General features: G+C 72.7%; 15 protein-coding genes. 7 read left to right on the top strand and 8 right to left on the bottom strand.

The features are described 5' to 3' along the window. Positions 1-68: 68 nt before the first annotated feature. The 4 genes from POL25_RS10640 (at position 69) to POL25_RS10655 (ending at position 11,201) form a co-directional block, all read left to right on the top strand. Positions 69-5,339: an ATP-binding protein gene (locus POL25_RS10640; RefSeq protein WP_272085839.1), complete on the top strand. Its 5,271-nt coding sequence runs from the start codon at positions 69-71 to the stop codon at positions 5,337-5,339. A 130-nt stretch (positions 5,340-5,469) separates the two neighbouring features. Next, positions 5,470-6,891 (top strand): sensor histidine kinase, encoded by a 1,422-nt coding sequence (locus POL25_RS10645; RefSeq protein WP_272085840.1) that lies wholly within the window; start codon positions 5,470-5,472, stop codon positions 6,889-6,891. A gap of 107 nt (positions 6,892-6,998) precedes the next feature. After that, complete coding sequence (locus tag POL25_RS10650) at positions 6,999-8,192, top strand: hypothetical protein (RefSeq protein ID WP_272085841.1); 1,194 nt, start codon at positions 6,999-7,001, stop codon at positions 8,190-8,192. Positions 8,193-8,360: 168 nt separating this feature from the next. Next, the gene (locus POL25_RS10655; protein WP_272085842.1) at positions 8,361-11,201 is read left to right on the top strand and encodes a DNA methyltransferase; all 2,841 of its coding nucleotides are present in this window, start codon (positions 8,361-8,363) and stop codon (positions 11,199-11,201) included. A gap of 231 nt (positions 11,202-11,432) precedes the next feature. Here the strand turns inward: POL25_RS10655 and POL25_RS10660 are convergent, their stop codons facing one another. The 4 genes from POL25_RS10660 to POL25_RS10675 all read right to left on the bottom strand — a co-directional run bounded on the left by POL25_RS10660 (position 11,433) and on the right by POL25_RS10675 (position 17,292). After that, the gene (locus POL25_RS10660; RefSeq protein WP_272085843.1) at positions 11,433-12,119 is read right to left on the bottom strand and encodes a porin family protein; all 687 of its coding nucleotides are present in this window, start codon (positions 12,117-12,119) and stop codon (positions 11,433-11,435) included. Between the two features lie 98 nt (positions 12,120-12,217). Continuing rightward, entirely contained in the window at positions 12,218-12,979 is a 762-nt protein-coding gene (locus tag POL25_RS10665; protein WP_272085844.1) for an NRDE family protein, read from the bottom strand. Then, on the bottom strand, positions 12,980-16,063 hold the full coding sequence (locus POL25_RS10670) for an efflux RND transporter permease subunit (protein ID WP_272085845.1): 3,084 nt from the start codon (positions 16,061-16,063) through the stop codon (positions 12,980-12,982). Further along, positions 16,060-17,292 carry an efflux RND transporter periplasmic adaptor subunit gene (locus tag POL25_RS10675; protein WP_272085846.1) on the bottom strand — a complete coding sequence of 411 codons (1,233 nt, stop codon included), beginning with the start codon at positions 17,290-17,292 and terminating at the stop codon, positions 16,060-16,062. The genes POL25_RS10670 and POL25_RS10675 overlap by 4 nt, the downstream gene beginning before the upstream one ends. A 360-nt stretch (positions 17,293-17,652) precedes the next feature. On the opposite strand from POL25_RS10675, the gene POL25_RS10680 reads away from it, so the two are divergent. The 3 genes from POL25_RS10680 (at position 17,653) to POL25_RS10690 (ending at position 20,987) form a co-directional block, all read left to right on the top strand. Further along, a complete protein-coding gene (locus POL25_RS10680) occupies positions 17,653-18,228 on the top strand; it encodes an alpha/beta hydrolase (protein WP_272085847.1) in 576 nt (191 codons plus the stop codon). 240 nt (positions 18,229-18,468) lie between these two features. Further along, positions 18,469-20,028: a hypothetical protein gene (locus POL25_RS10685; protein ID WP_272085848.1), complete on the top strand. Its 1,560-nt coding sequence runs from the start codon at positions 18,469-18,471 to the stop codon at positions 20,026-20,028. 44 nt (positions 20,029-20,072) lie between these two features. Continuing rightward, positions 20,073-20,987: a hypothetical protein gene (locus tag POL25_RS10690; RefSeq protein WP_272085849.1), complete on the top strand. Its 915-nt coding sequence runs from the start codon at positions 20,073-20,075 to the stop codon at positions 20,985-20,987. Between the two features lie 53 nt (positions 20,988-21,040). Here POL25_RS10690 and POL25_RS10695 read toward each other — a convergent pair whose 3' ends face one another. The 4 genes from POL25_RS10695 to POL25_RS10710 all read right to left on the bottom strand — a co-directional run bounded on the left by POL25_RS10695 (position 21,041) and on the right by POL25_RS10710 (position 25,927). Beyond that, complete coding sequence (locus tag POL25_RS10695) at positions 21,041-21,733, bottom strand: hypothetical protein (RefSeq protein ID WP_272085850.1); 693 nt, start codon at positions 21,731-21,733, stop codon at positions 21,041-21,043. Positions 21,734-21,952: 219 nt separating this feature from the next. After that, on the bottom strand, positions 21,953-22,972 hold the full coding sequence (locus tag POL25_RS10700; RefSeq protein WP_272085851.1) for an FAD binding domain-containing protein: 1,020 nt from the start codon (positions 22,970-22,972) through the stop codon (positions 21,953-21,955). Further along, complete coding sequence (locus POL25_RS10705) at positions 22,972-25,422, bottom strand: xanthine dehydrogenase family protein molybdopterin-binding subunit (protein ID WP_272085852.1); 2,451 nt, start codon at positions 25,420-25,422, stop codon at positions 22,972-22,974. The genes POL25_RS10700 and POL25_RS10705 overlap by 1 nt, the downstream gene beginning before the upstream one ends. Further along, positions 25,412-25,927, bottom strand: coding sequence for a (2Fe-2S)-binding protein (locus tag POL25_RS10710; protein ID WP_272085853.1), 516 nt, complete (start codon positions 25,925-25,927; stop codon positions 25,412-25,414). Before POL25_RS10710 ends, POL25_RS10705 begins: the two co-directional genes overlap by 11 nt. Positions 25,928-26,132: the final 205 nt, after the last annotated feature.

Raw genomic sequence — 26,132 nt, forward strand, 5'->3', positions numbered from 1 at the left:
CGCCCCGCGCGGCCTTGCGCCGGCCGCCCGCGGCGCGAAGCGGCCGCCGATTGGGTGATACTTCCGCGGTGCCGGACACACCGACTGCGCAGCTGCCGGGCGTGCAGCTCCTCGAGGAGGTCGGCCGCAGCGCGCGGAGCGTGGTCTATCGGGCCCGGCGCGGCGACTTCGTGGTCGCGGTCAAGCTGCTGCGCACCGACGCCGGCGAGCTCGAGACCGCGGCGCTGAGCTTCCGCCGCGAGGCCGCCACTCTGGCGACGCTGTCGCACCCGTGCGTGGTCCAGGTGTTCGAGATCGGCGACGCCGCCGGCCTGCCGTACGTGATCATGGAGTACGTCGAGGGCCGGACCCTGGCCGCGCGGCTGGCCGCCGGCCCGCTGTCCGAGGCCGAGGCGATCCAGCTCGGCCTGCAGCTCGCCGGCGTGCTCGGCGAGATCCACCGCCGGCGCCTGCTCCACCGCGAGATGCGGCCGCAGAACGTGCTGCTGCTGCCGAACGCCAGCGGCCTGGTCAAGCTGGTCGACTTCGACCTCCGCGACGGCGCGCCGCCGGGCGCCGCCGGGCCCGCGGCCTATCGCGCGCCCGAGCAGGGCGGCCTGCTCGACCGCACCGTCGACGCCCGCTCCGACCTCTACGCGCTCGGGGCCATGCTGTTCGAGGCGGTCTCCGGCCGCCCGCCGTTCCTCGCCCGCGAGCCCGACGAGCTGCTGCGCCAGCACGCCGTGCTCGCCCCGCCGCCGCTGCGCGAGCTGGTCCCGCGCTGCTCGCCCGCGTTCGCGGCGGTGGTCGCCCGCCTGCTGGCCAAGGACCCGGACGACCGGTTCCAGACCGGCGAGGCCACCGCCGCCGCCCTGCTGGCGATCGACGAGTCCATTGGGACAGGTCCCTTCGGACATTTCGCAAAGGACAGGCTCGACGGCCCGCTGGTCGGCCGCGAGCCCGAGCTCCGCCGGCTCGAGGAGGCTCACGCGCGCGCCCGCGAGGGCCTCGGCGGCGGCGTGCTCGTCACCGGCGAGCCGGGCAGCGGCAAGTCGCGGCTGCTCGCCGCGTTCGCGGCCGCGCGCGCGGGCGACGGCGTGCCTGTCCTTTCAGTCAGGTGCCAGCCCGACGCGCGCCCGCTCGCCGGCCTGCGCGCCGCCGTCGACCCGCACCTGCGGCGGCTGCGGCCCGACACCGCGGCCCTGGCCGGCGGCGACGGCGGCGAGCTGGTGTCGGCCACCGTCGACGCGCTGGCCCTGATCGCCGAGGCCAACCCGGGCGCGGTGCTGTGGGTCGACGACGCCGAGGTCATCGACGACGCCACCCTCGCCGCCCTGCGCCTGCTCGTCGGCCGGATCGCCGAGCTGCCGCTCCTGCTGGTCACCGTCGGCCGGTTCGAGCGCTGGGCCGGCGAGCTCGATCGCGACGGCGCCTGCGAATTTTTGGCCCTCGAGGCGCTGTCCGAGCCCGCCGTCGCCGCCTTGATGGCGGCCATGCTCGGCCAGCGGCGCGTCGACGACGAGCTGGTGCGCCTGGTCGAGAGCCGCAGCGGCGGCCTGCCGCTCGGCGTCATCGAGTACGTGCGCGCCATGCTCGACGGCGGGGTCCTGCGGCCGTTCTGGGACGTCTGGCAGGTCGAGGTCGCCGGCCTCGCCAACCTCCACCTGCCTGGCGACGTCCAGCAGTTGCTGCTCACCCGCGTCGCCCGCCTGCGCGAGCGCACCCGCGACGCCCTGCGCGCCGCCGCGGTGCTCGGGCCCGACGTGAAGCCGGCGCTGCTGGCCCGCGTGCTCGGCCGCGACCCGCTCGGCGTGTCGCAGGCGCTGTCCGAGGCCGCCGCCGCCCGCCTGCTCGAGCGCGGCCCGCTCGGCGACTACGTGTTCGTCCACAACCGCGTGCGCGAGGCCCTGCTGGCCGGCCTCGACGGCGCCGGCCTGGCCTCGTACCACCAGCGCGTCGCCGAGGCGCTCGACAATGTCGACATCGACGGCGACGGCCTGCACCGCCTGGCCCACCACTACCTCGCCGGCGACCACTCCAAGCCCGAGCGCGCGATCGAGGTCTGCCTGCGCGCCGGTCGCCTGGCCCAGGCCGAATCGGCCGACGAGGACGCCTACCGCTACTTCCGCCGCGCCGACGAGCTGCGCGCCCGCGTCGGCCTGCCGCCCGACCCGCGCCTCGACGAGGGCCTCAGCGAGGTCTGCAGCCGCACCGGTCGCCACGAAGAGGCCGAAGTACATGTCTCTCGGGCCATGTCGCAAGAGACAGACCCGGCCCGGCGCGCCCAGCTGCTGCGCCGGCGCGCCCGCGTCGAGCTGTTCCGGCTCGAGCACAAGCGCGCCCTCGCCAGCCTGGCCGCCGCGTTCGCCGAGGTCGGCGCGACCATGCCGTCGCGCAGCCCGCTGGCGCTGCTGCTCAGCTTCGGCATGGTCCTCGCCGCCGCGCTGATCGCCGCCACCGGGGTCGGCCGCGCCGTCGGTCCGCGCCGCGCCCGCGCCACCCTGCTCGCCCAGCTCTACGACGACGCCGTGCGCGTCGCCTACTTCGACATCCGCACCGCCACCCTGCTGCAGGCCGTCGGCCGCCTGCGCTACTACGGCGAGCGCCTCGGCCCATCGGCCGAGCTGGCGCGGGCCAAGATCGCCCTCGGCATCATCTACGCCGCCGTCGGCCGCTCGCACGCCGCCCGCCGCTGCGCCGCCGAGGGCGTGGCCATGGCCACCGCCGTCGGCGACCGCCGCACCCTCGCGCGCGTCAGCTTCTACGCCGCCGCGATCCACGAGTCGTGCGGCGACGTGCTGGCCTCCGAGCAGATGCTCGCGCGCACCCTCGCCGATCATCACCGCTGGCTCGAGAACTGGGGCCTGGTGTTCACCCACCAGCTGCTCGCGCTCAACCTGTGGGTGCGCGGGCACGACGGCCGGGCCCTCGCCGTCCTGCGCCGCCTGACCGCCGAGCTCGAGCTCGAGGGCGACCGCACCACCCGCCAGGCCACCGTCTTCACGCACGGCCTGCACGCCGTCGTCCTGGCCGGCACCGGCCGCCGCGACGACGCCTTGCGCCACCTCGGTCGGGCCCGCGGCGGCGCGGCCAGCTTCGCCGAGGACCGCGGCCAGCTGGCCAACCTCTACGGCCTCGAGGTCGTCACGCTCGTCCTCCTCGGCGAGACCTCGGCCGTCGTCGACGACGCCATCGCCCGCTTCGACGCCCTGTCGCTGCGCCCGCGCGAGGTCCCCTACCACGTCCGCTACGCCTACGCCTTCGTCGTCCACGCCCGCCTCCACCAGGCCCTGGCCGCCCCGCCGGCCCTGCGCGGGCCTCACCTCGTCCGCCTGCGCGCCGCCCTCGACACCCTCACCCTGCTGCCGAACCACCCGGTCCTGCGCGGCTTCCTCCTACTTGGCCGATCGGGCATGTCCTGGATGACAGGTCTCTTCGACCATGCCCTCACGGACCTGTCCGAAGCGGAGCAGCTCGCGTTCGCCAGCGAGAACCGGTGGCTGCGCTGCGAGGCGCTGCACCACCGGGCCCACGCGCTGTGCGGCGCCGGGCGGGTCGACGCCGGCCGCCGCGAGGCCCGGGCCGCCGCCGCGCTGGCCGAGGAGCTGGGCTGGCGCCCGCGCGCCGAGGCCATCCGCCGCACCTTCGACCTCGGCGCCGTCCACGAGCCGCGGGGCACCAGCGACGGCCACCTCGGCGACGTCCAGGCCGCCCGCCTGCGCCGGCACCTCGACGCATTGCTCGAGCTCAGCCTCGCCTCCGCCACCGCGCGCGCCTTCGAGGAGCAGGCGCGGATCGCCATCGACGAGCTCGCGCGCCTGCTGGCCGCCGAGCGCTGCGCCCTGTTCCTGTGCGACGACACCGGCAAGCTCGAGTTCAAGGTCGGCCGCGACGCCCGCGGCGGCGAGCTCGCGGCCGACTTCGGCGTCGTCCGCGACGTCGTCGAGCAGGTCCAGAGCACGCGCGAGCCGATCGTCGTGTCCGGCGAGGACCGCGGCGGCCGCGGCCGTCACAGCGCCATGGCGGCCCCGCTGATCCTCAAGGATCGCATGATCGGCATCGTCTACCTCGACAACCGCCTGGTCCGCGGCGCCTTCACCAGCGGTGACGTCGAGATCTTGTGCGCCATCGCCGGTCACATCGCCATCGCCCTCGAGACCGCCCGCGCCGCCCAGCTCGAGGCCCAGGTCGTCGCCGCCGCGCAGGAGAAGTCCGCCCTGCTCGAGCACGCCACCAGCGCCGTCGGCATCGGCATCGCCGTCCTCCAGCCCGACGGCGAGCTCGCCCGGCACAGCCCGATCCTCGCCGACATGACCAGCCGCTGGCCCTCCGTCGCCGACTGGTGGGCCGGCGCCGCCCGTCAGCTGCTCCTGCCCGAGCCGCGCCCGTGCCCCCACTGCGGCGAGGTCCAGTCGCTCGGCCGCAGCGTCGCCGACCTCGTCCAGGACGGCGAGCGCCAGGTGTTCGAGATCACCTTCACCGGCCACTTCCACGAGCTCGACCTCGCCACCCCCGGACATGTCCTTTTGGTCAGCGACATCACCTCGCGCAAGATCTCCGAGGAGAACCTGCTGCGGCTCAACGAGGAGCTGACCTCCGCGCGCGACCAGGCCCTGGCCGCCAGCCGGGCCAAGAGCACCTTCCTCGCCAACATGAGCCACGAGCTGCGGACCCCGCTCAACGCCATCATCGGCTTCAGCGAGATGTTGGTCGAGGACGCCGAGCACGTCGGCAGCCGGCAGATGGTCACCGACCTCGGCAAGATCCGCATGTCGGGCTCGCACCTGCTCGACCTCATCAGCACCATCCTCGACCTCTCCAAGGTCGAGACCGGCAAGATGCAGCTCGAGATCGTCGAGTTCTCGCTGCCCGCGCTGGTCGCCCGGGTCGCCGCCATGATCACGCCGATGATCGCCAAGAACCGCAACATGCTGGCACAGGCGATCCAGACCGACATCCACACCATGGTCGGCGACGAGACCAAGGTGAAGCAGATCCTCTTCAACCTGCTGTCGAACGCCGCCAAGTTCACCACCGACGGCGTCATCACGCTCGGGGTCGAGCACGAGTTCGACGAGGCCCTGGGGCGCGACGACATCGTCTTCACCGTCGAGGACACTGGCATCGGGTTCCGCCCCGACCAGATCGACAAGCTGTTCCAGGACTTCTACCAGGCCGACATGTCGACCACCCGCAAGTACGGCGGCACCGGCCTCGGACTCGCCATCGTCCATCGCTTCTGTCGCCTCATGGGCGGCGAGATCGGCGTGTCGAGCGAGCCCGGGATCGGCTCGACCTTCCGCGTCCGGTTGCCGCGCCACCTGGTCGAAGTGCCGCACAGCGAGGCGCCCGCGGCCTGAAGGGCGGCGCGCGCACCCGTCGCGCTGCGCCGGACCCGCAGCCTGGAGAAAGCCCGCGAGGGACCTCCCGTGGCCGCACGAGCGGACACTAGTCCGCGAGGGCCTCTTTTGGCGACAATCTCAGGGCCTGATGACGGACGCGCCCAAGCTGCGGCGGTTGCTCTCGTGGGCCCGGGGGTTCATCCCACCGGAGCTGCGACGCGACCCCGTCACGCACCGGCGTTCGCAGCTCGCGCTCGGCATCCTCGGCGCCAACCTGGTCGTCGGCGGCGCCTTGCTGATCCCGCTGGCGATGATCCGCGAGCCCGAGCTCCGCCGGATCGCCCTCGTCAACACCACCGGCAGCCTCCTGCTGATGCTGCTCGGCGTGCTGTTCATGCGCCGCGGCTCCTTGTGGCTGACCGGCAACTGGATCTGCGCGATCCTCTACGCCGGGTTCTTGTTCGCCACCTGGACCGGCGGCGGCGTGCGGGCCCCGTTCACGATCTGCCTCACCCTCTTGCCGATGCTCGCCGGCATCATCTCCGGGCGCCGCAGCGGCCTCGCGTGGGGCCTCATCACCGTCGCCACGCTCACCGCCGTCTACGTCGCCCAGGCGACCGGCGTCGAGCTGCCGGAGGTCAACGACCCCGAGATCACCGTGCTGCTGGCGTTCGGGGCGATCGCCGGCAACGCGGTCCTGATCACCTGGATGACCTCGTTCTCGGAGGCGACCAAAGAAGCGGCGATCGTGCAGATCGAGCAAGCCTCGGCGCAGCTGGCGTCGGCGGTCCAGGAGGAGGAGAAGGCCCGCCACGCGGCCGACCAGGCGATCGCCGCCAACGCCGCCAAGTCGGCGTTTTTGGCGACCATGAGCCACGAGCTGCGGACCCCGCTGAACGCGATCCTCGGCTACAGCGAGCTGGTCGTCGACGAGCTGCGCGACCGCGGCGGCAACGAGGACCTGATCGACGACATCCGCAAGGTCCACGCCTCCGGCCGGCACCTGCTCGGGCTCATCACCGACGTCCTCGACCTCACGCGCATCGAGGCCTCGCGGCTCGAGCTGAGCCCGACCGAGTTCGACCCGGCCCGGCTGCTGCGCGAGGTCGCGGAGATCTTCATCCCCCTGGCCCTGCGCAACAACGACGTCCTCACGCTCGACCTCGCCGACGACCTCGGCCCCGTCCACCACGACGCCACCCGCGTGCGCCAGGTCGTCATCAACCTGGTCGGCAACGCCATCAAGTTCACCCGCGACGGCACCGTGACGGTGCGCCTGCGCGGCGACCCCGACAATTTCGAGGTGTTCGTCGAGGACACCGGGATCGGCATCCCGATCGACAAGATCGAGCGGATCTTCGAGCCCTTCACCCAGGTCGACGCCTCGAGCACGCGCCGCTACGAGGGCACCGGGCTCGGCCTGGCGGTGTGCCGGCGGCTGGTGTCGCTGATGGGGGGCGCCATCGAGGTGCGATCTTCCGTCGGCCGCGGCAGCTCCTTCACGGTCCGGTTGCCGCGGCGTTACACAATCCCCGAGCACACCGAATCCGTGACCACCAGCGCCTTCTGAGCCCCGTTCTGCCTCCGGGTGCGCCCGGCTCGCCGTCCTCGCCCTGTGTGCTGGGGCACGAGTCCGCGCGTGACCCTCTCCGCTCCGCCTGGTAGATTCCGCGCGCCATGACGAAGGGCACCACGTCGCTGCTCCTCCTCGCCTGCTTCACCGTCGCTGCCGGAGCCGCGGCGTGCAAGCGCCCCAACACCGGCTACGCGCTGTCGCCCTGGGACGCCACCGCGATGGCGAGCTGCGACCAGCACGGCCAGCTCGCGCGCACCTGCAACGAGTGTAACGGCCGCGACCTCAAGGCCTGCCTCACCGTCGCCCACGACTACGAGGCGCGCCACGACGTCTCGCGCGGCTATCGCGACCTCAACACCGCGATCAGCTTCTACGGCCGCGCCTGCGAGCTCAACTACATCCCGGCCTGCGTGCTGCTCGGCAATCACTACTCGGTGGTCCGCCCCGAGCCGCCGGCCCGCCAGGACGCGGTCAAGGTGCGTGACGAGTCGTGCGCCGAGGTGGCCGCCGCGTGCAACAAGAAGGACGCGCTCGCCTGCCGGATCGAGGGCATGTGTCTGAGCGACGACTGGCACGCTCGCAAGAGCCCGCTGGATATCCCGAAGGCCATCACCGCCCTGACCTCCGCCTGCGACCTCGGCGACGCCATCGGCTGCGCTCGCCTCGGCTGGCTGCAAGCCGCCGAAAGCAAGGACGAGTCGGGCCTGACCCAGGCGTACGGCGCCTACCAAAAGTCCTGCGACCTCGGGCTCGCCGAGGGCTGCATCGGCCTCGCCGCCTACCTGCAACACGGCATCGGCACCCCCGCCGATCCCGACAAGGCCCGCGCCATCGCCAGCGAGTGGTGCGCCCGCGGCTCGCGCGAGGCCTGCCACGCCGAGTCGGGCCACTACACCGCCCTGTGGGCCCTGCTGACCGACGACGCCGCCACCAAGACCTGGGCCCCGCCGGACGCCAAGCGCCTGGGCGCGCTCGACCTGCAGGTCGCCTGGTCGCAGGGCATCGGCCGCACCGGCTTCTGCATCGAGTCCACCGGCGCCGTCGACAAGATCACCACCCTCGACTCGGTCGGTGACCCGGCCGTCGACCAGGTCCTGCGCGACACCGTCAAGGCGTGGAAATTCCCGCGCCACCCGAGCACCCCGATCTGCGTCACCCACGAGCACAACTTCGTGTTCGCGGTGCGCCCGTGGATCTTCCGCTCGTACTACATCGTCACGAACCAGTGGGTCACCGCCCGCGGCGGCGTCACGATGCTCGACCACGACTGGCAGCGCCCCGCCCGCAACCGCTGAGCGCCCGCCTCCTCGCGGCCGCGTCCTCGCGGCTGCGTCTGCGCCCCGCATCCCGCTCGCCGAGCGGGAGGCCCGCCGCGACTGTCGTGCTCCCATGCTCCGCCTGCCCCGGCTCGGGCCCGCGAGCTGGACACGCCGCGAGCTCGCGTGCTCCCATGAGCGTCGCCCATGTCCGCGCTCGCGCAGCGACTGGCCGAGTTCGCGGCCCGCGTCGGCTCGCTCGTGGGCGCCGGGCCGGGCGACGCCCGGGCCTTCTGCGACGGCCTGCTGCGCGCCTTCGGCTGGCCTGACCTTCACCATGCCGGCGGCCAGTTCGAGCCGCCGAACCGGCTGCTCCTCGGCTCGACCTTGCTGCTCGAGCTGCACCCGCGCGGCACCGACCTCGCCCGCCATCGCGCGCCGCTGTTCGAGCACTGGCAGTATCACACCGCCCACCCGCGCTACGTCGCCCTGTGCGAGTTCACCGGGCTCGAGCTCCACGAGTTCGCCGTGCAGCTGCACGAGCCCGTCGATCGCCTCGCCGTCGCCGACCTCCCGCGCGACCACGCCGCCCTGACCTTCCTCCTGCCCGAGCCGCAGCCGCCGCGGTTTCGCAACGATCGCGTCGCCGTCACCCGCGACGCTGCCGCGCGGATCACCGCCGTGTTCGACCGGCTCGTCGCCCGCGGCGTCGACCGCGACCGCGCCCGCCGCTGCAGCCTGCGCATCGTCCACGCCCTGTTCGCCGCCGACCTCGGCCTCCTCCCGCGCACGTCCCTCGAGTCGCACCTGCACGAAGACGCCGCTCTCGACCCCCTCTCGGCCGACGAGCGCGACCTGCTCGCCCACGCCGCCGCTGCCGACTGGTCGCGCGTCCAGCTGCCCGTGTTCGGCGCCCTGTTTCAGGCCGGCATGGACCCAGGCCGCCGCCACGCCCAGGGCGCGCACTTCACCGGCGAGGCCGACATCCAGCGCCTCGTCCTGCCGACCCTCGTCCGTCCCTGGCGCGAGCGCATCGCCGCCGCCGACTCGCCTGCGGCCTGGCTCGCCCTCCACGCCGAGCTCACCGCCCTGCGCGTGCTCGACCCCGCGTGCGGCAGCGGCGACATCCTCCACGTCGCCTACCGCGAGCTGCTCCGGCTCGAGGCCGAGCTGCTGGCCCGGCTCCACGCCGAGCTCGGCCCCGTCCCGCTCCCGGCCCGCGTCTCGCTGGCCAACCTCGCCGGCATCGACCGCGACCCCTTCGCCATCGAGCTCGCGCGCACCACCCTGCACCTCGCCGACGCCTATGCCCGCCGCGACCCCGGCCTGTCCCTCGAGACATCTGATTCCCGCGAGCTCGGCCTGTCCCTCGAGACATCTGATACCCGCGACCCCGGCCTGTCCCTCGAGACATCTGATGCCCGCGAGCTCGCCCTGTCCCTCGAGACATCTGATTCCAGCGTGCCCGGCGACCTCCGCCGCGCCGACGCTCGCCACGCGATCGGCCTGTCCCGGGAGACATCCGCGCGCCCCGACCTGCGGATCGCCGACGCCCTCTTCACCGACTGGCCCCCTGCCTCCGTGATCCTCGGCAACCCGCCGTTTCAGGCCAAGAACAAGATGCAGCGCGCCTTCGGCCCCGAGTATCTCCGCCGCCTGCGCGCCGCCTACCCGCAGGTCTCCGGCCGCGCCGACTACTGCGTCTACTGGTTCCGCAGGGCCCACGACCTGCTGCCGCCTGGCGGTCGCGCCGGCCTCGTCGGCACCAACACCATCCGTCAGAACGAATCACGCGACGGCGGCCTCGGCCACATCGTCGCCACCGGCAGCATCACCGAGGCCGTCGCCGCCGAGGTGTGGTCCGGCGACGCCGCCGTCAACGTCTCCATCGTCAGCTGGGTCAAGCAGAGCGAAGTCCGCGGGAAAAAATACCTCTCGTGGCAGACCGGCGACGCCGCCCACAGCCCGTGGCAGACCGTCATCGTCGACCGCATCGGCCCCGCGCTCAGCCCCGACACCGACGTCAGCGCCGCCACCCCGCTGCGCGCCAACCTCGTCGCCGGCTGCTATCAGGGCCAGACCGTCGGCCACGACGGCTTCCTGCTCGCGCCTGCCGAGGCCCGCCGCATGCTCGCCGGGGCCCCTGGCGACGCCGCAGTGCTGTTCCCCTACCTCGGCGGCGACGACCTGCTCGGCCGCAAGGACGGCGGCCCTGGCCGCTGCGTCATCGACTTCGGCGAGCGCGACCTGCCCGCGGCCCGGGCCTTCGCCGCCCCGTTCGCGCGCGTCGCCGCGGCCGTCTTGCCCGACCGTCGCCGCGCCGCCGCCGATGAGCTGCGGCGCAACGCCGAGGTCGCGCAGGGCCACCCTCGCGCCCGCGTCAATCGCCACCACGCCGGCTTCCTCGATCGCTGGTGGCAGCTGTCCTGGCGGCGCGGCGAGATGCTGGCCGCGATCGCTGCGCTGACCCGCTTCATCGCCTGCGTGCGCGTCACCCGGCGCCCGATCTTCGAGTTCGTCAGCCCGCAGATCCGTCCGAGCGACGCCCTGGTGGTGTTCGCCCGCGACGACGACTACTCGTTCGGCGTCCTGCAATCGGCCCTGCACTGGCAGTGGTTCGCTGCCCGCGGCTCCACCCTCAAGCGCGACTCTCGTTACACCTCGAGCACCGTGTGGGGCGCCTTCCCCTGGCCGCAGGCCCCGAGCGCCGCGCAGGTCCGCCAGATCGCCGTGGCCGCCCGCCAGCTCCGCACGATCCGCGCCGCCGCCCTGCAGCAGCACAGCCTGTCGCGCCGCCAGCTCTACCGCACGCTCGACCGCCCCGACCGCACCCCGCTGCGCGACGCCCACGAGGCGCTCGACGCGGCCGTGCGCGCCGCCTACGACCTGCGCGGCGACCCGCTCGGATTCCTCCTCGAGCTCAACCGCGACCTCGCCGCCCAGGAAGCGTCCGGCGCCGCGATCGTCGGCCCCGGCCTCGACGCCCTGAGCCCGAGCCCCGAGCTACGCGCCGCCTGCACCTCGAGCGACTGCATCACCCCGGCCTGACTCGCTCGACCGTTCCGACCCACGACCGATCGGCATGCGCACCCTCGCAGCCCGACCCGAACTCGTGTCGCCTGCGAATCACCCTCGGCCCGCCCAGCCACGGGCTCCGAAGTCGTGCCGACCGTGAATCCGTCGCGCGCGCCTCACGGCCCCACACCGGGCCGCCCGTGCATCCGACTCTCGGGCCTCGCGCCCTCCACCAAACCCGCGAATCGCCCGCTCGCGGCCCGCTCAGCCGCGGGGCCACATCTTCGTGCCCTTGCGGCCCCACACGAACGACACCCCGAACGTGAACTCGCCGTGGTGCCCGTAGCTCAGCTCTCCGCCGGCCGCCTTCGCGTACGACGGCGTCACGATGTCGCGGCCGTCGACGCGGATCGCCACCCACTTGCTGACGTAGATCTTCAGGCCGCCGCCGACGTGGAGCGCCCCGTCGACCTTCTTGCCGATCAGCTCGTCCTTCGACGAGCCGCCGAACATCCCGCCGCCGGCCACCAGGAACGGCGTGATGCGGGTCGGCAGCTGCAGGATCACGTGGGCGCGCAAGCCGAACAGCACCGCTCGCTTGCCGTCCTCGACGTCGACCTTGGTCGGCGACACGTTGCCCTCGACCTCGACGCCGACGAAGCGGACCGGCAGGTACGCCAGGCGCAGGCCGATGTCGAAGCCGGTCTTGAACGGGCGCGCCGGGATCGGCGGCTCGACCCCGTAGAGCCCGTGGTCCTTGGCCGGGAACAGCGCCCCCATCAGCCAGCCGACCTCGATCATGTGCAGCTCTTTGCGCCACGCCGGCAGCGGCTTCTCGGGCTTGGCCTCGACCTCCGCTTCGGCCTCTGCGGCCGGCTCGTCGGCGCGGGCCAGCGACGGCAGGGCCAGGGCGGGAACCAGGACGGAGGCCAGTACGAGGACTTTCGGCATTCGCGGCATGCGGGCTCCGGGCGAGGCGGACCATCATGTACCGCGAAGCCGGGCAAAAGACGAGCCCCCACGCGCCCGCAGCCGCACCGCGGACCGGTTTATGCGCCTTCGAGCCGGAACTTGACCTCGGCCGTCGCCGGCTGAGGCCCTGGCACCGTCGCCTGCTCGCGGCACAGCGTCCAGCCGTCGGCCCCGACCAGCAGCGCCGTCGACACGCGCGTGCCGTAGCCCGGCATGGCGATGCACAGCGGCGACAGGGCCCGCTCGAGCTCGAGCCCGACGCCCGTGTCGGGCAACTCCGCGTCGGCCGCCGGGGTCGTATCGGCCAGCATCGCCGCGATCGCCGACGGACTCATCCCCTCGCCCGCCAGCAACCCCGCCAGCCCCGCCTTGCCGCGCACCACCTTCGGCCATGGCGTATCGAGGGCCGCGTTGCTGAGCCCGTACAGGCCCGGGCCCAGGCGCCGCCGCTCACCTGTCTTGTTGTTCATGTACCAAACGCCATCCCGGTCGCCGCACACCAGGTTGAACCCGGCGTAGCGCTCGCCGGCGATCGCCGCCACGTACTCCCCGGACCCCGCGCCCCCGCGCAGGTAGTCGGCCACCAGCGCCCCGCGCGAGACGACGCCCGCGCGCACGTCGGCCGGGTCGCGCACGTTCGTCAGCGCCGCCCAGCGGCCCGCGCGGGTCACCCCGCACCACGTCCCGCCGGCCTGCAGGTCGCGCCCGGCGAACAGCTGCGGGGCCTCGCGCCACCACCCCGCCGGCGCCGTCTCGCGGGCGTAGAACTCGTCGCGGTTGGCCGCCAGCACCAGCGGGTAGCGCGGGTGGACCCCCACCGCGAACAGCAGCGTGCACATTCAGCCCTCGCCCTTCTGCCCGCGCAGCCGCCGGCTCAGCCGCGTCAGCGCGGTCCCGGCGTCATCGAACAGCGAGTACGCGACCGGCACGATCAGCAGCGTGATCAGCAGCGACAGCGCCTGCCCGCCGATGATCACCTTCGCCATCGACGCCCGCGAGGCCGCCCCTGGGCCCTTGCCGAGCGCGATCGGGATCATGCCGGCGATCAGCGTGATCGTCGTCATCAAGATCGGCCGCAGGCGGGTCTTGTTGGCCTCGACGATCGCCACGTCGCGCGCCTCGCCGCGCGCGCGCAGCGTATTGGTGTAGTCGACCTGCAGGATCCCGTTCTTCTTGATGATCCCGAACAGCATGAACACGCCGAACGTCGAGTAGATGTTGAGCGTGTCGCCGAGCAGCATCAGCGACAGCAGCGCGAACGGCAGCGACAGCGGCAGCGACAGCATGATCGTCACCGGGTGCAGCAGGCTCTCGAACTGCGCCGCCAGGACCATGTACATGAACAGGAACGACAGCGCGAGCGCCCCGAGGAAGCTCGTGATCGTCTCGCTCATCGTCTTGGCGCGGCCGCTGAACACCACCTCGTACTCGGGCGGCAGGTCGAGCGTGGCGACCATCGCCTTGACCCTGTCGACCGCGTCGCCGAGCGGCAGCCCGTCGAGGTTGGCCCCGATCTCGACCTGACGGATCCGCCCCAGCCGATCGATCTGCGCCGGCCCGCGCTCGCGCTCGAACTCCGCCAGCGCCTCGAGCCGGATCAGCCCTCCGCGCGCCTGCATCGGCAGCCCGCGCAGCGAGTCGAGGTCGCGCCGGTCCTCCGGCCGCAGGCGCAGCCACAGGTCGTACTGCTCGGCGCCCTCGCGGATCTTCGAGATCGGCTCGCCGCCGACCATCGTCCGCAGCGCCGCCGCGATCTCGCCGGCGCGGACCCCGAGGTCGGCCGCGCGGTCGCGGTCGATCTTGACCCGCACCTCCGGCTTGCGCACCGCCGCCGACGAGTCGATGTCGACGAGGCCGGGGATCTCCCGCATCTTCGCCAGGATCGTCGCGGTGTACTCGCCGAGCTGGTCGAGGTCCGGCCCGCGCAGCGAGAAAGCCAGCTGCGTGTTGCGCCCGCCGCCGCCCATGCCGCCCAGGTCCTGCACGCTCGGGCGCAGGTCGGGGTACGGCCGCAGCGCCTCGCGGGCCTGCTTCTGCACCGCCATCAGCGGGTAGTCGCGCTTCTCGATGTCGATGACCTGGACGTAGATCTGGACCTCGGTGACGTCGTCGCCGCCGCGGGCCGCGCCGATGCTGGTGAACATCCGCTCGACCCCGCGGAGCTCGCGGAGGTGGCCCTCGATGCGCGCCGCCATCGCCGAGCTCGCCGCCAGGCTCGAGCCCTCGGGCATCGTCAGCACCACCATGAACTCGCTGGTGTCGTCCTTGGGGATGAAGTCCTTGCCGATGCGCTGGCCCAGCGGCACCACCGTCGCCACCGTCGCCAGCGAGGCCGCCACCACCAGCCAGCGCCACTGCAGCGACCAGCGGACCAGCCAGGCGTAGCCGCGGTCGAGCCCGTCGTTGAGGCGCGCGACCAGGCTCGGCTTCGCGTTCGTCCTCGGCTTCGGCGGCTTCAGCAGGCGCGCGCACAGCATCGGCGTCAGCGTCAGCGACACGAACAGCGACACCGCGATCGAGAACGCCGTGGTGATGCCGAAGCTGCGCCAGAACCGGCCCACGCGGCCCTCCATGAACGCCGTCGGCAGGAAGATGACGATCAGCGAAAGCGTGGTGGCGAACACCGCCAGGGTGATCTCGCGGGTGCCCGCGATCGCGGCGGCCACCGGCGGCTCGCCGTGCTCGACCCGGCGGTACACGTTCTCGAGCACCACGATCGCGTCGTCGATGACGATGCCGACCGCCAGCGTCAGCGCCAGCAGGGTGAAGTTGTTGAGCGTGTAGTCGAGCGCGCGCAGGACCGCGAAGGTCGTGATGATCGAGCACGGGATCGCCAGCGCCGCGATCAGGGTCGAGCGGATCGAGCCCATGAACAGCAGCACCGACACGCTGGCCAGCAGGGCCCCGAGGACCAGGTGGAGCTCGACCTCGTGGATCGAGCGGCGGATGAAGCGCGAGGCGTCGCGGATCGGCGTGACCTCGATGTCGGCCGGCAGGCCGCGCTGCAGCGTGCCGATGCGCTTGAAGATCGAGTCGACGACCTCGACGGTGTTGGTGCCGGCCTGCTTCTGGACCACCAGCGCGACCGCGTTCTCGCCGTCGAGCCGCGACAGCGAGCGCGGGTCCTCGGTGCTGTCCTCGACCTCGGCGATCTGCCCGAGCACCACCGGCGCGCCCTGCCGCTCGGCCACCACCAGCCGCCGCAGCTCGCGCGCGTCCTGCACGCGGGCCATCGTCCGCAGCACCTCCTCGCGCCCCGAGCTCTCGAGCCGCCCGCCCGGCAGCTCGAGGTTCTGCTGCTCGATCGCCTGCCGCACCTGCTGGATCGACAGCCCCTGGGCCGCCAGCGCGTCGGCGTCGAGCAGCACGTTGAAGGCCCGCCGCTGGCCGCCGACCAGCTGGATCTGCCCGACCCCCGCGACCCCCTGCAGCGGCTCCAGCACCTGCTTGCGCGCCATCTCGGTGACCTCGCGCAGGTCGCGGCGGTCCGACGAGACCACCAGCGTGATCACCGGGATCGCCGTCGTGTCGAAGCGGGTGACCACCGGCGGGTCTGTCCCTTCGGGCAGGTTCTTGAGCGCCGCCGCGACCTTGTCGCGCACGTCCTGGGTCGCCTGGTCGCGGTCGCGGTCGAGCAGGAAGTTGATCGTGACCACCGACACGCCCTCGAGCGACGTCGAGCGCAGCTCGTCGATGCCCTCGGCGGTGCTGACCGCGTCCTCGACGATCTTCGAGACCTGGGTCTCGATCTCCTCCGGGCTGGCCCCGCGCAGGGTGGTCGTCACCGTGACCACCGGGATCTCGACGTCCGGGAACTGGTCGACCCCGAGCGTGCGGAACGACAGCACCCCGAAGGTCACGCACGCGAGGATCAGCATCAGGGTGAAGACCGGCCGGCGGACGCAGATCTCCGACAGCGTCACGGCGCCTTCCCCTTCTCACCTGCCCCTGCGGGCATGTCCTTCGCGACAGGCACCGCCGCCGGCCCCGCGGCCTTCGTCTCCGCGCTTTTCTCGGCTGCCCCTGGGGGCATGTCCTTCGCGCCCTGTCCCTCGGGACCTGTCGCTGCGGGCATGTCCTTCATCGCGCTCGGGGCCACCGGCGTGCCCGGGGCGATCGTCGCCGGCCCGCGCACGATCACCGACGCGCCCGGCGCCAGCCCGAGCACGATCGCGTCGCCGCCGTCCTCGGCGATCAGGTCGACGTCGTGCGCCACCGCGACCCCGTCCTCGACCCGCATCACCCGGTCGCGGCCGAGCACGTGGAACACGGCCGCCCGCGGCACGCGCACGCTGCCCGGCTCTTGCCCGAGCGACAGCGTCGCCACCGTGAACATGCCCGGGCGCAGCACGCTGCCCGCCGGCGAGAACACCGCCTCGACCGTGAACGTGCGCGTCGTCGGCGACACCACCGGCGACACCCGCGTGACCGCGGCCTGGGCCGCGCCGGAGCCCTCGGCGATCTTCGCCCCGGCCTCGCCGGGCTCGCCGACCAGCGAGTCCTTGAGCGTGATCGTCGCCGGCGTGCCGACCTGGACCAGCGCCGCGTAGCGCTCGGGCACCTCGACGGTGAGCCGCAGGCGATCGTCGGCGACCAGGTCGAACAGCGCCGTGCCCGGCTTCACGTAGGTCCCCGGGGCCACGTGGCGGGCCGCGATCGCCCCGGCGAACGGCGCCCGCACGGTCGTATCGCCGAGCTGCCGCGACGCCTGCGAGCGCTGCGCCCTGGCCCCCGCCAGCCGCGTCCGCGCCCGCTCGAGCTCCTCCTGCGTCGCCACCCCGCCGAGGCTCTCGAGCCGCTTCACGTCGCTGTCCGCCTGCGCCAGCGAGGCCTCGACCTCCGACACCCGCGCGCGGTAGTCGATCGGCCGGATCGCCGCCAGCTCTTGCTCGCGGACCACGCGATCGCCGAGGTCGACCTTCACCTCCGTGATCGGCCCCTCGACCCGCGCCGCCACCTGCACCTTCTCGAGCGCCGCCAACGTGCCCGAGAGCGTCAAAATTCGCGGATGCGGCGCGGCCCGGGCCTCCGCCACCTCGACCGCCCGCGGCTGCGGCCCGGAGGCCGTCTTGCCGGCGTCGGCCGGCGCGCTCGTGCACGCGGCGGCCAGCACGGCTGCGAGCAGGACGACGCGCGCGGGGGCGAGCGGCACGGCCCTCACACTGTCCCGCGGCGCCGCCGCGGTCAAGCGGGAGCCGCCCCTGCGACCACGCGCACCGCCCCGATCGGCGCGACGTCGCGTCCGCCGCGCTCCGGCCTCATCCGTCGCCGCCACCGACGAACGACAAGTCGCGACGCTCGGCGAGTCGGACGCGAGCCCACGATCCGTCCGAGTCAGCACGCGCGACGACCATCCTCGCGACAGCCGCCGAGGCCTGTCCTGGCCGTGGGTACCTTCCACTTCGGGACGAAAAATAGCGCCGCTGCGGCGAGCCAGCGCGAGCGAGCGATCCGTCCCGGCCATGCGCGGCGACCATCCTCGTGATGAGCGCCGAGGTCTATGCTCGCGGCGATGCCCCGCCTCCTCGTCGTCCCGCGCTGGGCCGGGACCCCGCGCTCCGACTTCTACCCGTGGCTCGTCGAGGCCCTCGCGTCCGCGCCCGGGCGACCGCTCGACCCCGTGATCGTCGCCGACCTGCCGAACCCCGGCAGCCCGCGCCTCGACACCTGGCCGCCGGCGATCGCCGGGCTGCTCGGCGACGACCCGGCTGTCCTTCGGGACACCTTCGTCCTCGGCCACAGCGTCGGCTGCCAGGCCGCCCTGCACGCCCTCGCCGCCCTGCCGGCCGGGTCGCAGATCGCCGGCATGCTCGCGGTCGCCGGCTGGTGGACCGTCGACGAGCCGTGGCCGGCGATCCGCCCCTGGCAGAACAACCTCCCCGAGCTCGAGCGCGTGCGCGCGGCGGTGCCGAGGTTGACCGTCCTCCTGTCCGACAACGACGGCTTCACCCGCGACCACGCGAGCAACGCCGCGCTGTGGCGCGAGCGCCTCGGCGCGCAGATCGAGCTCGCCCCGGGCGCCCGCCACTTTAATTCCATCGAGGCGCCGCCCGTGCTCGCCGCCCTGCTGCGCCTCGTGGCCGCCTGATTCTTTTTAAGAATGACGCCTCATGAGACATGCCTCATAGGACATGTCCTTTGGTACACACGAATCATGCGCCTTGTCGCTCACCGACGCGCCTGCTGCTACCCGTGGCCACGACCCCCCTACGCGGCCGGGGCACGGATCTGCGCGGCGCTCCGCCGTCCATGTCCCTTCGGACATGTCATTCTCGTACGGGGGCGCCGGAGCTTGACGCGCCGGTCGGCCTCGCGGGATACCCGGCCCATGGCTTCTCCCCGCCTTGTTCCCCTGCTCCTGGTCGTCGCGGCCGCCTGCGGTGACGACGGCACGGCCAGCGCCGGCGCCTCCGACTCCGACTCCGGCGCCACCACGACCGGCACGCCCACCGGCACCACCGGCCCTGGCGCCACCGACACCGTGGTCCCGACCACCGGGGACGCCGGCTCGGACAGCGCCTCCGACAGCGAGACCGGTGCTTCGACCACCACCGGCACCAGCGAAGCCACGGCCGTCAGCGCCTCCGAGGCGAGCGCGACCGAGACCACCGCGAGCACCGTCACCGACGGCACCACCGACACCACCGACACCACCACCAGCACCACCGACATCGACACCACCGGCTGCGTCGACGCCTGCGAGGACGGCGTCACCCAGTGCGTCGGCGACGGCGCCGTGCACACCTGCAGCCTCGCTCGCGGCGGCTGCCTGGAGTGGTCCGATCCCCAGCCGTGCGCCGCCGACGAGACCTGTCAGGACGGCGCCTGCGTGACCGGCTGCGTCGACGCTTGCGACGCGGGAGCCAGCCAGTGCAGCGGCGGCGGCATCAGCGAGTGCGTCGACGACCCGGACACCGGGTGCACCGTGTGGAGCGACGCGGCCGCCTGCGGCCCCGGCCAGGTGTGCCAGCAGGGCGCGTGCGTCATGCCGGCCCCGGCCTGCCTCGACGACTGCGTCTTCACCAAGCAGAGCGTGCCCGGAGCCGTCGATTTTTACAGCGTGTGGGGCAGCGACGCCAAGGACGTGTGGGTCGTCGGCGCCAGCGGCACCGCCCTGCACCACAACGGCGTCAATTGGAAATCGATCGACAGCGGCGTCGGCAAGCGGCTCGAGTGCGTGCACGGCAGCGCCGCTCATGACGTGTACGCGATCGCGGCCGACGGCGCGATCATCCGCTGGGACGGCCTCGAGTGGCTGCCCTACGCCGACCTCAACCCGATCTGGGAGTCCTCCGCCTGCCTTTCGGTGCTCGGCGAGGAGGACCTGCTCGCCCTCGTCTACGACGAGAACGGCGAGAAGCAGGTGCTCTATCGCGTCACCGGCGGGGTCAAGACCCAGCTCGCCGTCTACACCCCGCAGGCCGTCTACACCCCCGACGGCAGCAAGGCGCGCACGATCTCGATCCACGCCTTCTCGGCCGACGACGCCTACATCACGGCCGATCGGGCCCTGCGCTGGAACGGCGCCGCCATCACCAACATGGCCTCGCCCAACCCCTCGTTCGGCCTGTGGGTCCTGAGCCCGCAGCTCGCCTACGCCGCCGCCCCGCACAGCGGCATCGGCCACCGCTGGGACGGCCAGGCGTGGAAGATCGTCAACCCCGGCCACAGCGGCTACCTCCACATGTTCACCGGCACCGCCGCCGCGCGCGTGTTCGCCGTCGGCGAGACGCTCACCGGCGTGGCCGCGGTCGTCGCCTTCGACGGCATCGGCTGGGGCCCCGTCGCCACCCCTGCCGACGCCAAGGCGCTGTTCGCTGCATGGTCCGCGCCGACCGGCGAGGTGTTCGCCGCGGGCAAGGCCGGCACCGTGCTGATCGGCCAATGATTCCCTCGCCGTCCATCGCCTGTCGCATGATTCGCCCACCCATCATGGCACCGCGCGCCTCCTGCCTCGCACCTCGGCGTTCGTCCCCGATCGTCGGCGTCCTGCTCGCGGCCGTCCTGTTGCACATCCTCGCCCCGCGCCCCGCGGCGGCCTGCAGCAAGCGCCATCAGACCCCGTTCGAGCTGTTCGACCAGGCCGCGCGGGTCGCCGAGGTTCGCGTCGAGCAGACCCCCGGGCCGCGTCAGGCCGGCATGGCCCGGCTCCGCGTGCTGCGGACCCTCAAGGGCTCGCCGCGCGCCACCCTCGAGGCCGAGGAGACCAACACCAGCTGCCGGATCGGCTACCGCGCCGGCCGCCGCGCCCTCGTGTTCCTCGGCCCGCGCGGCCAGTCGTTCGGCCTCTACGAGGGTTATCTCGAGGCTCGCGCCGACTCCCCGCAGCTCCGCGCGCTGCGGGCCTACGCCGCCGCCAACGACCCCGCGGCCCGCGTGCGCGTCCTCGTCGACGCCATCGCCGAGGGCCCCCAGGACCTGCGAGACGAGGCCGCCCTCTACCTCGCCGATCGCCCCGAGCTGCTGGCCCACCTCGACCTGCCTGCGCGCGCGCGCCTGCTCGCCGCCGCCGACGCGCGTGACCAGCCGCTGTACCTCGTGCTCGCGCGGCTCGAGCTCGAGGTCCCGCAGCCGCCGCCGAGCCACGGCCGTAATTACTTCGCCGAGCTCGCCGCTCTCGTGCGCCCGCGCGACGAGCTCGACGACCTCGGCGCCGCCGCCCTCGCCGACCAGATCGACCTCGGCAACGACGGCTACGACCCGCGGCGGATCCGCGCCATGGACCGCTGCGAGCGGCTCCACGGGCGCACGCTCCACCCGCTCACCTGGTACGGCCACGGCGTCGCCAGCCACTTCTGGCCCAAGCTCGCCGCCGCCTGCCGCACCGGCGAGCCGGTCACTTTCTAAAAGAAGAAGTCCTTCGGGACATGCCCTTTCGCGCATGTCCCGAAGTACGCAAATTATTCGGCAGGGCCCATGTCCTCGACGCCGCCCGGGTACACGAACGAGTCGCGCGGCGAGTAGAAGCTCGCCGCCGGCAGCACCTGCAGCGGCGACGCCGGGCGCAGCGCGTAGACCGGGTGGGTCTTGTCGAGGAACTCGATCGACTGGACCACGAACTCGTCGACCAGCTCGCCGATGTACGGGTAGTTGCCGCCGACCAGGCGGTCGCCGATGCGAGTGACGTACTTGAGGTGCCCGGCCACCGTCGTGCCGATCTTCTTGCTGACCTTGGCCCGCGTGCGGATCAGCGGCTTGCCGGCGATCGAAGTCGTGGCCGTCAGCGTGTGCGCGTGCAGCTCGAGCTCGGTGCTGCCCGGGCTGGCCGGCACCCCGCGCTCGCTGACGTAGGCGCGCACGATCGACGACGAGTTGAAGTAATGGGTGAAGAACCGGGCCGGCGTGACCCCGTCGGGCGCGAACGAGTCGAGGTCGAGCCCGAGGTAGGTCAGCGTGTAAGCGCCGAAGTTGACCGACTGCTCGGCCGAATCGACGACGTATTGATTCATGTACACGGCGCCGTTCGGGGCGGGACGCAGGGCGGGCGGCAAGAGGTCGCGGCACGCACCAGGATCGGCGGGGATCCAGCTGGTATAGAGCATCCGGCTGTTGACGACGAGCTGCGGCGCGGCGAGCTTCGGGAGTTCGGACATGGTGGCCCTCTCTGCTCGCGCTAAACCACAATCCGCGAGCATCGCCAGCTTAGGCAGTCGGCGCCGCGGTGAAAAGTGCCGCCGCCGCGCGCGGCCCCGCCCGCGCGGGACGACAGGCCACGGTCATGGCATTGGCCCGGGCGCGGAACGGCGGTCACGCGCCGTTCATGAGCCCAGGACGCCAATTTGACGGACTGCGGTCCGAAGACCGCAATCGCCTCACTCGCCCGCGGCGGCCAGCGCTTCGACGGCGCGGCGCGTGTACACGCGGATCATGTCGCGGCGATAGGCCGCCTCGTAGGGCACGTTCTCGAGCGGCTTGCACTGCGCGTAGGCGGCGTCGGCGACCATGCGCGCCACGGCCGGGTCGGCGAGCTTCTTGCCGGCGACGTCGTCGAGCTTGCTGAGCGTGCGCGGCTTGGAGCCGAGCACCCCGACGACCACCTTGACCGCGGCGACGGTCGCCTCGTCCTCGCCGAGGTCGAAGCGCACGGCCACGCTGACCAGCGGGAAGTCGATGCTCTTGCGCACCGACCACTTGATGTACTGCGACCGCCGCGGACCCTTCGGCAGCGGCACGCGCAGCTCGGTCGTCACCTCGCCCGGCTTGGCGTTGGTGTGGGCCAGACCGTCGGCCTTGTAAAATTCCTCGATCGGCAGCGCGCGCACGCCCTCGGGGCCCGCCTGCACGATCGTCGCGTCGAGCGAGATGAGCACCGGCACGTTGTCCGAGCTCATCGCCGCCACGCAGTTGCGGCCGCCGGGGACCACGTGACACACGTTGCCCTCCGACTTGAGGCAGCCGCCGCCGAGCGCCTCGCGCCAGAAGTGGGTCTGGTTGACGTAGCGGCAGCGGGTGTCGAGGTTGACGTTGCCGCCGATGGTCCCCATGTTGCGGATCGGCGGGCTCGCCACCGCACCTGCGCTTTGGGACAGGCTGGGGAAGCGCCGCTGGACCTCGGGGTGCTCGCTCAATTGTGACAGCGTCACCCCGCTGCCGATGCGCAGCACGCCCGCGGCCTCGTCGAGCACGAGCCCGCGCAGGGCCGTCACGCGCGACAGGCTCACCAGCACCGGCGGCAGCTCGGCGGGGTGCGCCGGCGTGCCGAGGTGGTGCTTGAGGTTGGGCAGGATGTCGGTGCCGCCGGCGATGACGCGCGCGCCGGGCCGCTGCAGCGCGGTCACGACTTCGGCGACGCTCTCGGGGGCGACGACCTCGAATTGCGGCAGGCGCAGCATCAGGCGCTCCTCCGGGAGTTCAGATCCGCGGGCTTGTGCGGGGCGACCTGGCCGGCCCGCTCCTTCTCCTCGCGCTCGCGCAGCGCCGCGAGCACGGCCTGCGGCGTGAACGGCAGGCGGTCGAGGCGGACGCCGACGGCGTCGTAGATCGCGTTGGCGATCGCCGGGATGCTCGAGTGCAGCGGGCCCTCGCCGGCCTCCTTGGCGCCGTAGGGCCCGTTGGCGTCGGGCGCCTCGACGATCATCGCCTCGAGCTCGGGCGTGTCGAGGAAGGTCGGCATGCGGTAGTCGAGCAGGCTGGGGCCGATGTGCACGCCGCGGTGGCCCGGGTCGACCGCGTGGCGCTCCATCAACGCCTCGCCGAAGCCCATGTACGTCGAGCCTTCGATCTGGCCCTCGACGATCTTGCGCGACAGCGCCTTGCCGCAGTCGTGGGCGATCCAGATCGTCTTGACCTCGACGAGCCCGGTCTCGCGGTCGACCTCGACCTCGGCCACGTGGGCGGTGAACGAGTACGCCGGCGAGGCGCCGATCGTGCCGCCGCGGTACTCGCCGTGGCGGTCCTTCGGGGTGTTGTAGCTGCCGGTCTCACCGAGCAGGCCGTGGTCGGCCTCGGCCCACTGGAACGCCTGCGCGCTGTCGACGTGGCGCGACGGGTCCTCGCGGTCGATCGCCATGCGCCCGGCCAGGGTGACGCGCTGACGCGGGACGCCCCAGCGCTTGGCCACGCTGGAGCACACCTTGCGGCGCAGCCGCTGCGCGCCGTCGAGGCAGGCGTTGCCGACCATCAGGGTGATGCGCGACGAGTAGGCCCCGAGGTCGACCGGGCACAGGTCGGTGTCGGCCGACAGCACGCGGATGTCCTCGAGCGGGATCCCGAGCTCCTCCGACACGATCACCGCCAGCATCGTGTTGCTGCCCTGACCGATGTCGTTGGCGCCGCTGAACACCCGCGCCCGGCCGCTGCGGTCGAGGCAGATCTGGACCGCCGCCTGCGGCATCTCGTTGGGGTAGATCGGGTAGTTGGTGCCGCTGATGTAGGTCGAGCCGGCGATGCCGATCCCGCGGCCGTGAGGCAGCCCGCGCCGCTTCTCGACCCACCCCGACGAGCGCTCGACCTTCTCGAGGCACTCGAGGAAGCCCGACGAGCCGACGGTGAACTCGTTGACGGTCTTCTCGCCGGCCTTGATCGCGTTGCGGCGGCGCAGCTCGATCGGGTCGAGGCCCAGGGCCGTCGCCGCCTTGTCGAGCTGGATCTCCATCGCGAACCGCGGCTGCACCGAGCCGTGGCCGCGCTTCGGTCCGCACGCCGGCTTGTTGGTGTAGGCGCGCGTGCTGTCGAACCGGTAGGCCGGGAACACGTACGGCGCGCACATCAACTGGCCCGAATAATACGTGGTGACCAGGCCGAAGCTCGAGTAGGCGCCGCCGTCGAGCAGCGTGCGCGCGTCGACGCCGAGCAGGCCGCCGTCCCTGGTGAAGCCCGTGCGGTGCTTCATCTTCATCGGGTGGCGGCCGCGGTGGGCGTAGAACACCTCTTCGCGGGTGTACAGCAGCTTGACCGGCCGACCTGTCTTCATGGCCAGCTTGGCGACCACGAACTCGAGGTCGAACGGCTCGCTCTTGCCGCCGAAGGCCCCGCCGAGCGGCGGCTGGATCACGCGGATCTTGTGCGCCGGCAGCTCGAGCACCTTGGCCAGCTCGCGGTGCAGGTAGTGCGACACCTGCGTCGCCGACCACACGGTCAGGATCCCGCCGCCGTCGACGTGGGCGAGCGCGCAGTGAGGCTCGATCGCGCCGTGGGTGGTGCCCTCGAAGAAATACTCGCTCTCGATCACCAGGTCGGCGCGGGCCAGCTCGGCGTCGATGTCGCCGAACTCGAGCAGCACGTGCTTCGACACGTTGCCCTTGCGCGCGTACGGGTTGATCGTGCCCTCGCGGTCGCGGACCTTGAGCGCCTCTTCGGGGTCGAAGTACGGCTTCAGGACGTCGTACTCGACCTTGATCGCGCGCAGGGCCGCGTTGGCGGTGTCCTCGTCGACGGCCGCGATCGCGGCCAGGCCGTCGCCGACGTGGCACACCTTGTCGACCGCGAGCGCGTTCTCGTCGGGCGTCCACGGGATGATGCCGTAGGGGATCTTGAAGTCCTGGCCGGTGACGACCGCGAACACCCCGGGCATGGCCAGCGCGGCCGAGCTGTCGATCGACTTGATGCGCGCGTGCGCGTGCGGGCTGCGCAAGATCTTGGCGTGCAGCATGCCCGGCAGCTTGAGGTCGTCGGTGTAGCGGGTGACGCCCCGCATGCGCTCCATCGCGTCGACCTTGCGGTGCGACTTGCCGAGCTGCCACGCGATCCGGTCGCGCTCGGCCTGCTCGCTGGCCGCGTCGCCCGCGTCGCCCGTGTCGATGCCGACGTCCGTCGCCTCGCGCTCCCCGTCGTCACTCGCCATGGCCAGCCTCCTGGGTGGGCGCGCCGGCCATCACGCGGCTGGCGTCGACCACTGCGTCGATGATCTTGGTGTAGCCGGTGCAGCGGCACAGGTTGCCCGCGAGCGCGTCGCACACCTCGGCGCGCGTGACCTCGCGGCCGCGCTTGCGCAGCAGCGCCTCGGCGCTGAGCAGGATGCCCGGGGTGCAGAACCCGCACTGCGCCGCGGTGTGGCGGTCGAACGCGTCCTGCAGCGGGTGGACCCCGCCGGCCGCCAGCCCGAGCCCCTCGACCGTGGTGACCGCGCGGCCCTCGGCGTGGCAGGCCAGCGTCAGGCAGGCCAGCTGCGGCACGCCGTCGATCTGCACCGTGCAGGCCCCGCAGTCGCCCTTGTCGCAGCCCTGCTTGCTGCCGATCAGATCGAGGCGGTAGCGCAGGACCTCGAGCAGCGTCCAGTGCGGCGGCGCGGCCACCTGCACCGGTTCGCCGTTGACGGTCATCGACAGCATGATCGCCGCGGGCGGCATGCTTCGACTTTTGCCCGACCCCCCCGGGCCGCGCAAGCGCGCCCCCGGCTCCAGACCGTGCGTAACCTCGCCGCAGCGCCCGCTGGGCCCGGTCCGCCGCGAAGCCCGAGTGCGCGCCGCGCCGCACGCTGCCCGTCACGCCCGCCGCGAGCCCGCCGGCGCGAGCGGTCCGCGTGATATGCTCGCGCGTCCATGACGGCTGCGC

This window comes from Nannocystis bainbridge, from assembly GCF_028368995.1.
GTDB classification, from domain to species: Bacteria; Myxococcota_A; Polyangia; order Nannocystales; family Nannocystaceae; genus Nannocystis; species Nannocystis bainbridge.

What these genes read in the sequence shown, in the direction of transcription:
- POL25_RS10645 (WP_272085840.1), top strand. Translation starts at nt 5,470, where the DNA reads ATGACGGACGCGCCCAAGCTGCGGCGGTTGCTCTCGTGGGCCCGGGGG.
- POL25_RS10650 (WP_272085841.1), top strand. Translation starts at nt 6,999, where the DNA reads ATGACGAAGGGCACCACGTCGCTGCTCCTCCTCGCCTGCTTCACCGTC.
- POL25_RS10655 (WP_272085842.1), top strand. Translation starts at nt 8,361, where the DNA reads ATGTCCGCGCTCGCGCAGCGACTGGCCGAGTTCGCGGCCCGCGTCGGC.
- POL25_RS10660 (WP_272085843.1), bottom strand. Translation starts at nt 12,119, where the DNA reads ATGCCGAAAGTCCTCGTACTGGCCTCCGTCCTGGTTCCCGCCCTGGCC.
- POL25_RS10665 (WP_272085844.1), bottom strand. Translation starts at nt 12,979, where the DNA reads ATGTGCACGCTGCTGTTCGCGGTGGGGGTCCACCCGCGCTACCCGCTG.
- POL25_RS10680 (WP_272085847.1), top strand. Translation starts at nt 17,653, where the DNA reads ATGCCCCGCCTCCTCGTCGTCCCGCGCTGGGCCGGGACCCCGCGCTCC.
- POL25_RS10685 (WP_272085848.1), top strand. Translation starts at nt 18,469, where the DNA reads ATGGCTTCTCCCCGCCTTGTTCCCCTGCTCCTGGTCGTCGCGGCCGCC.
- POL25_RS10690 (WP_272085849.1), top strand. Translation starts at nt 20,073, where the DNA reads ATGGCACCGCGCGCCTCCTGCCTCGCACCTCGGCGTTCGTCCCCGATC.
- POL25_RS10695 (WP_272085850.1), bottom strand. Translation starts at nt 21,733, where the DNA reads ATGTCCGAACTCCCGAAGCTCGCCGCGCCGCAGCTCGTCGTCAACAGC.
- POL25_RS10700 (WP_272085851.1), bottom strand. Translation starts at nt 22,972, where the DNA reads ATGCTGCGCCTGCCGCAATTCGAGGTCGTCGCCCCCGAGAGCGTCGCC.
- POL25_RS10705 (WP_272085852.1), bottom strand. Translation starts at nt 25,422, where the DNA reads ATGGCGAGTGACGACGGGGAGCGCGAGGCGACGGACGTCGGCATCGAC.
- POL25_RS10710 (WP_272085853.1), bottom strand. Translation starts at nt 25,927, where the DNA reads ATGCCGCCCGCGGCGATCATGCTGTCGATGACCGTCAACGGCGAACCG.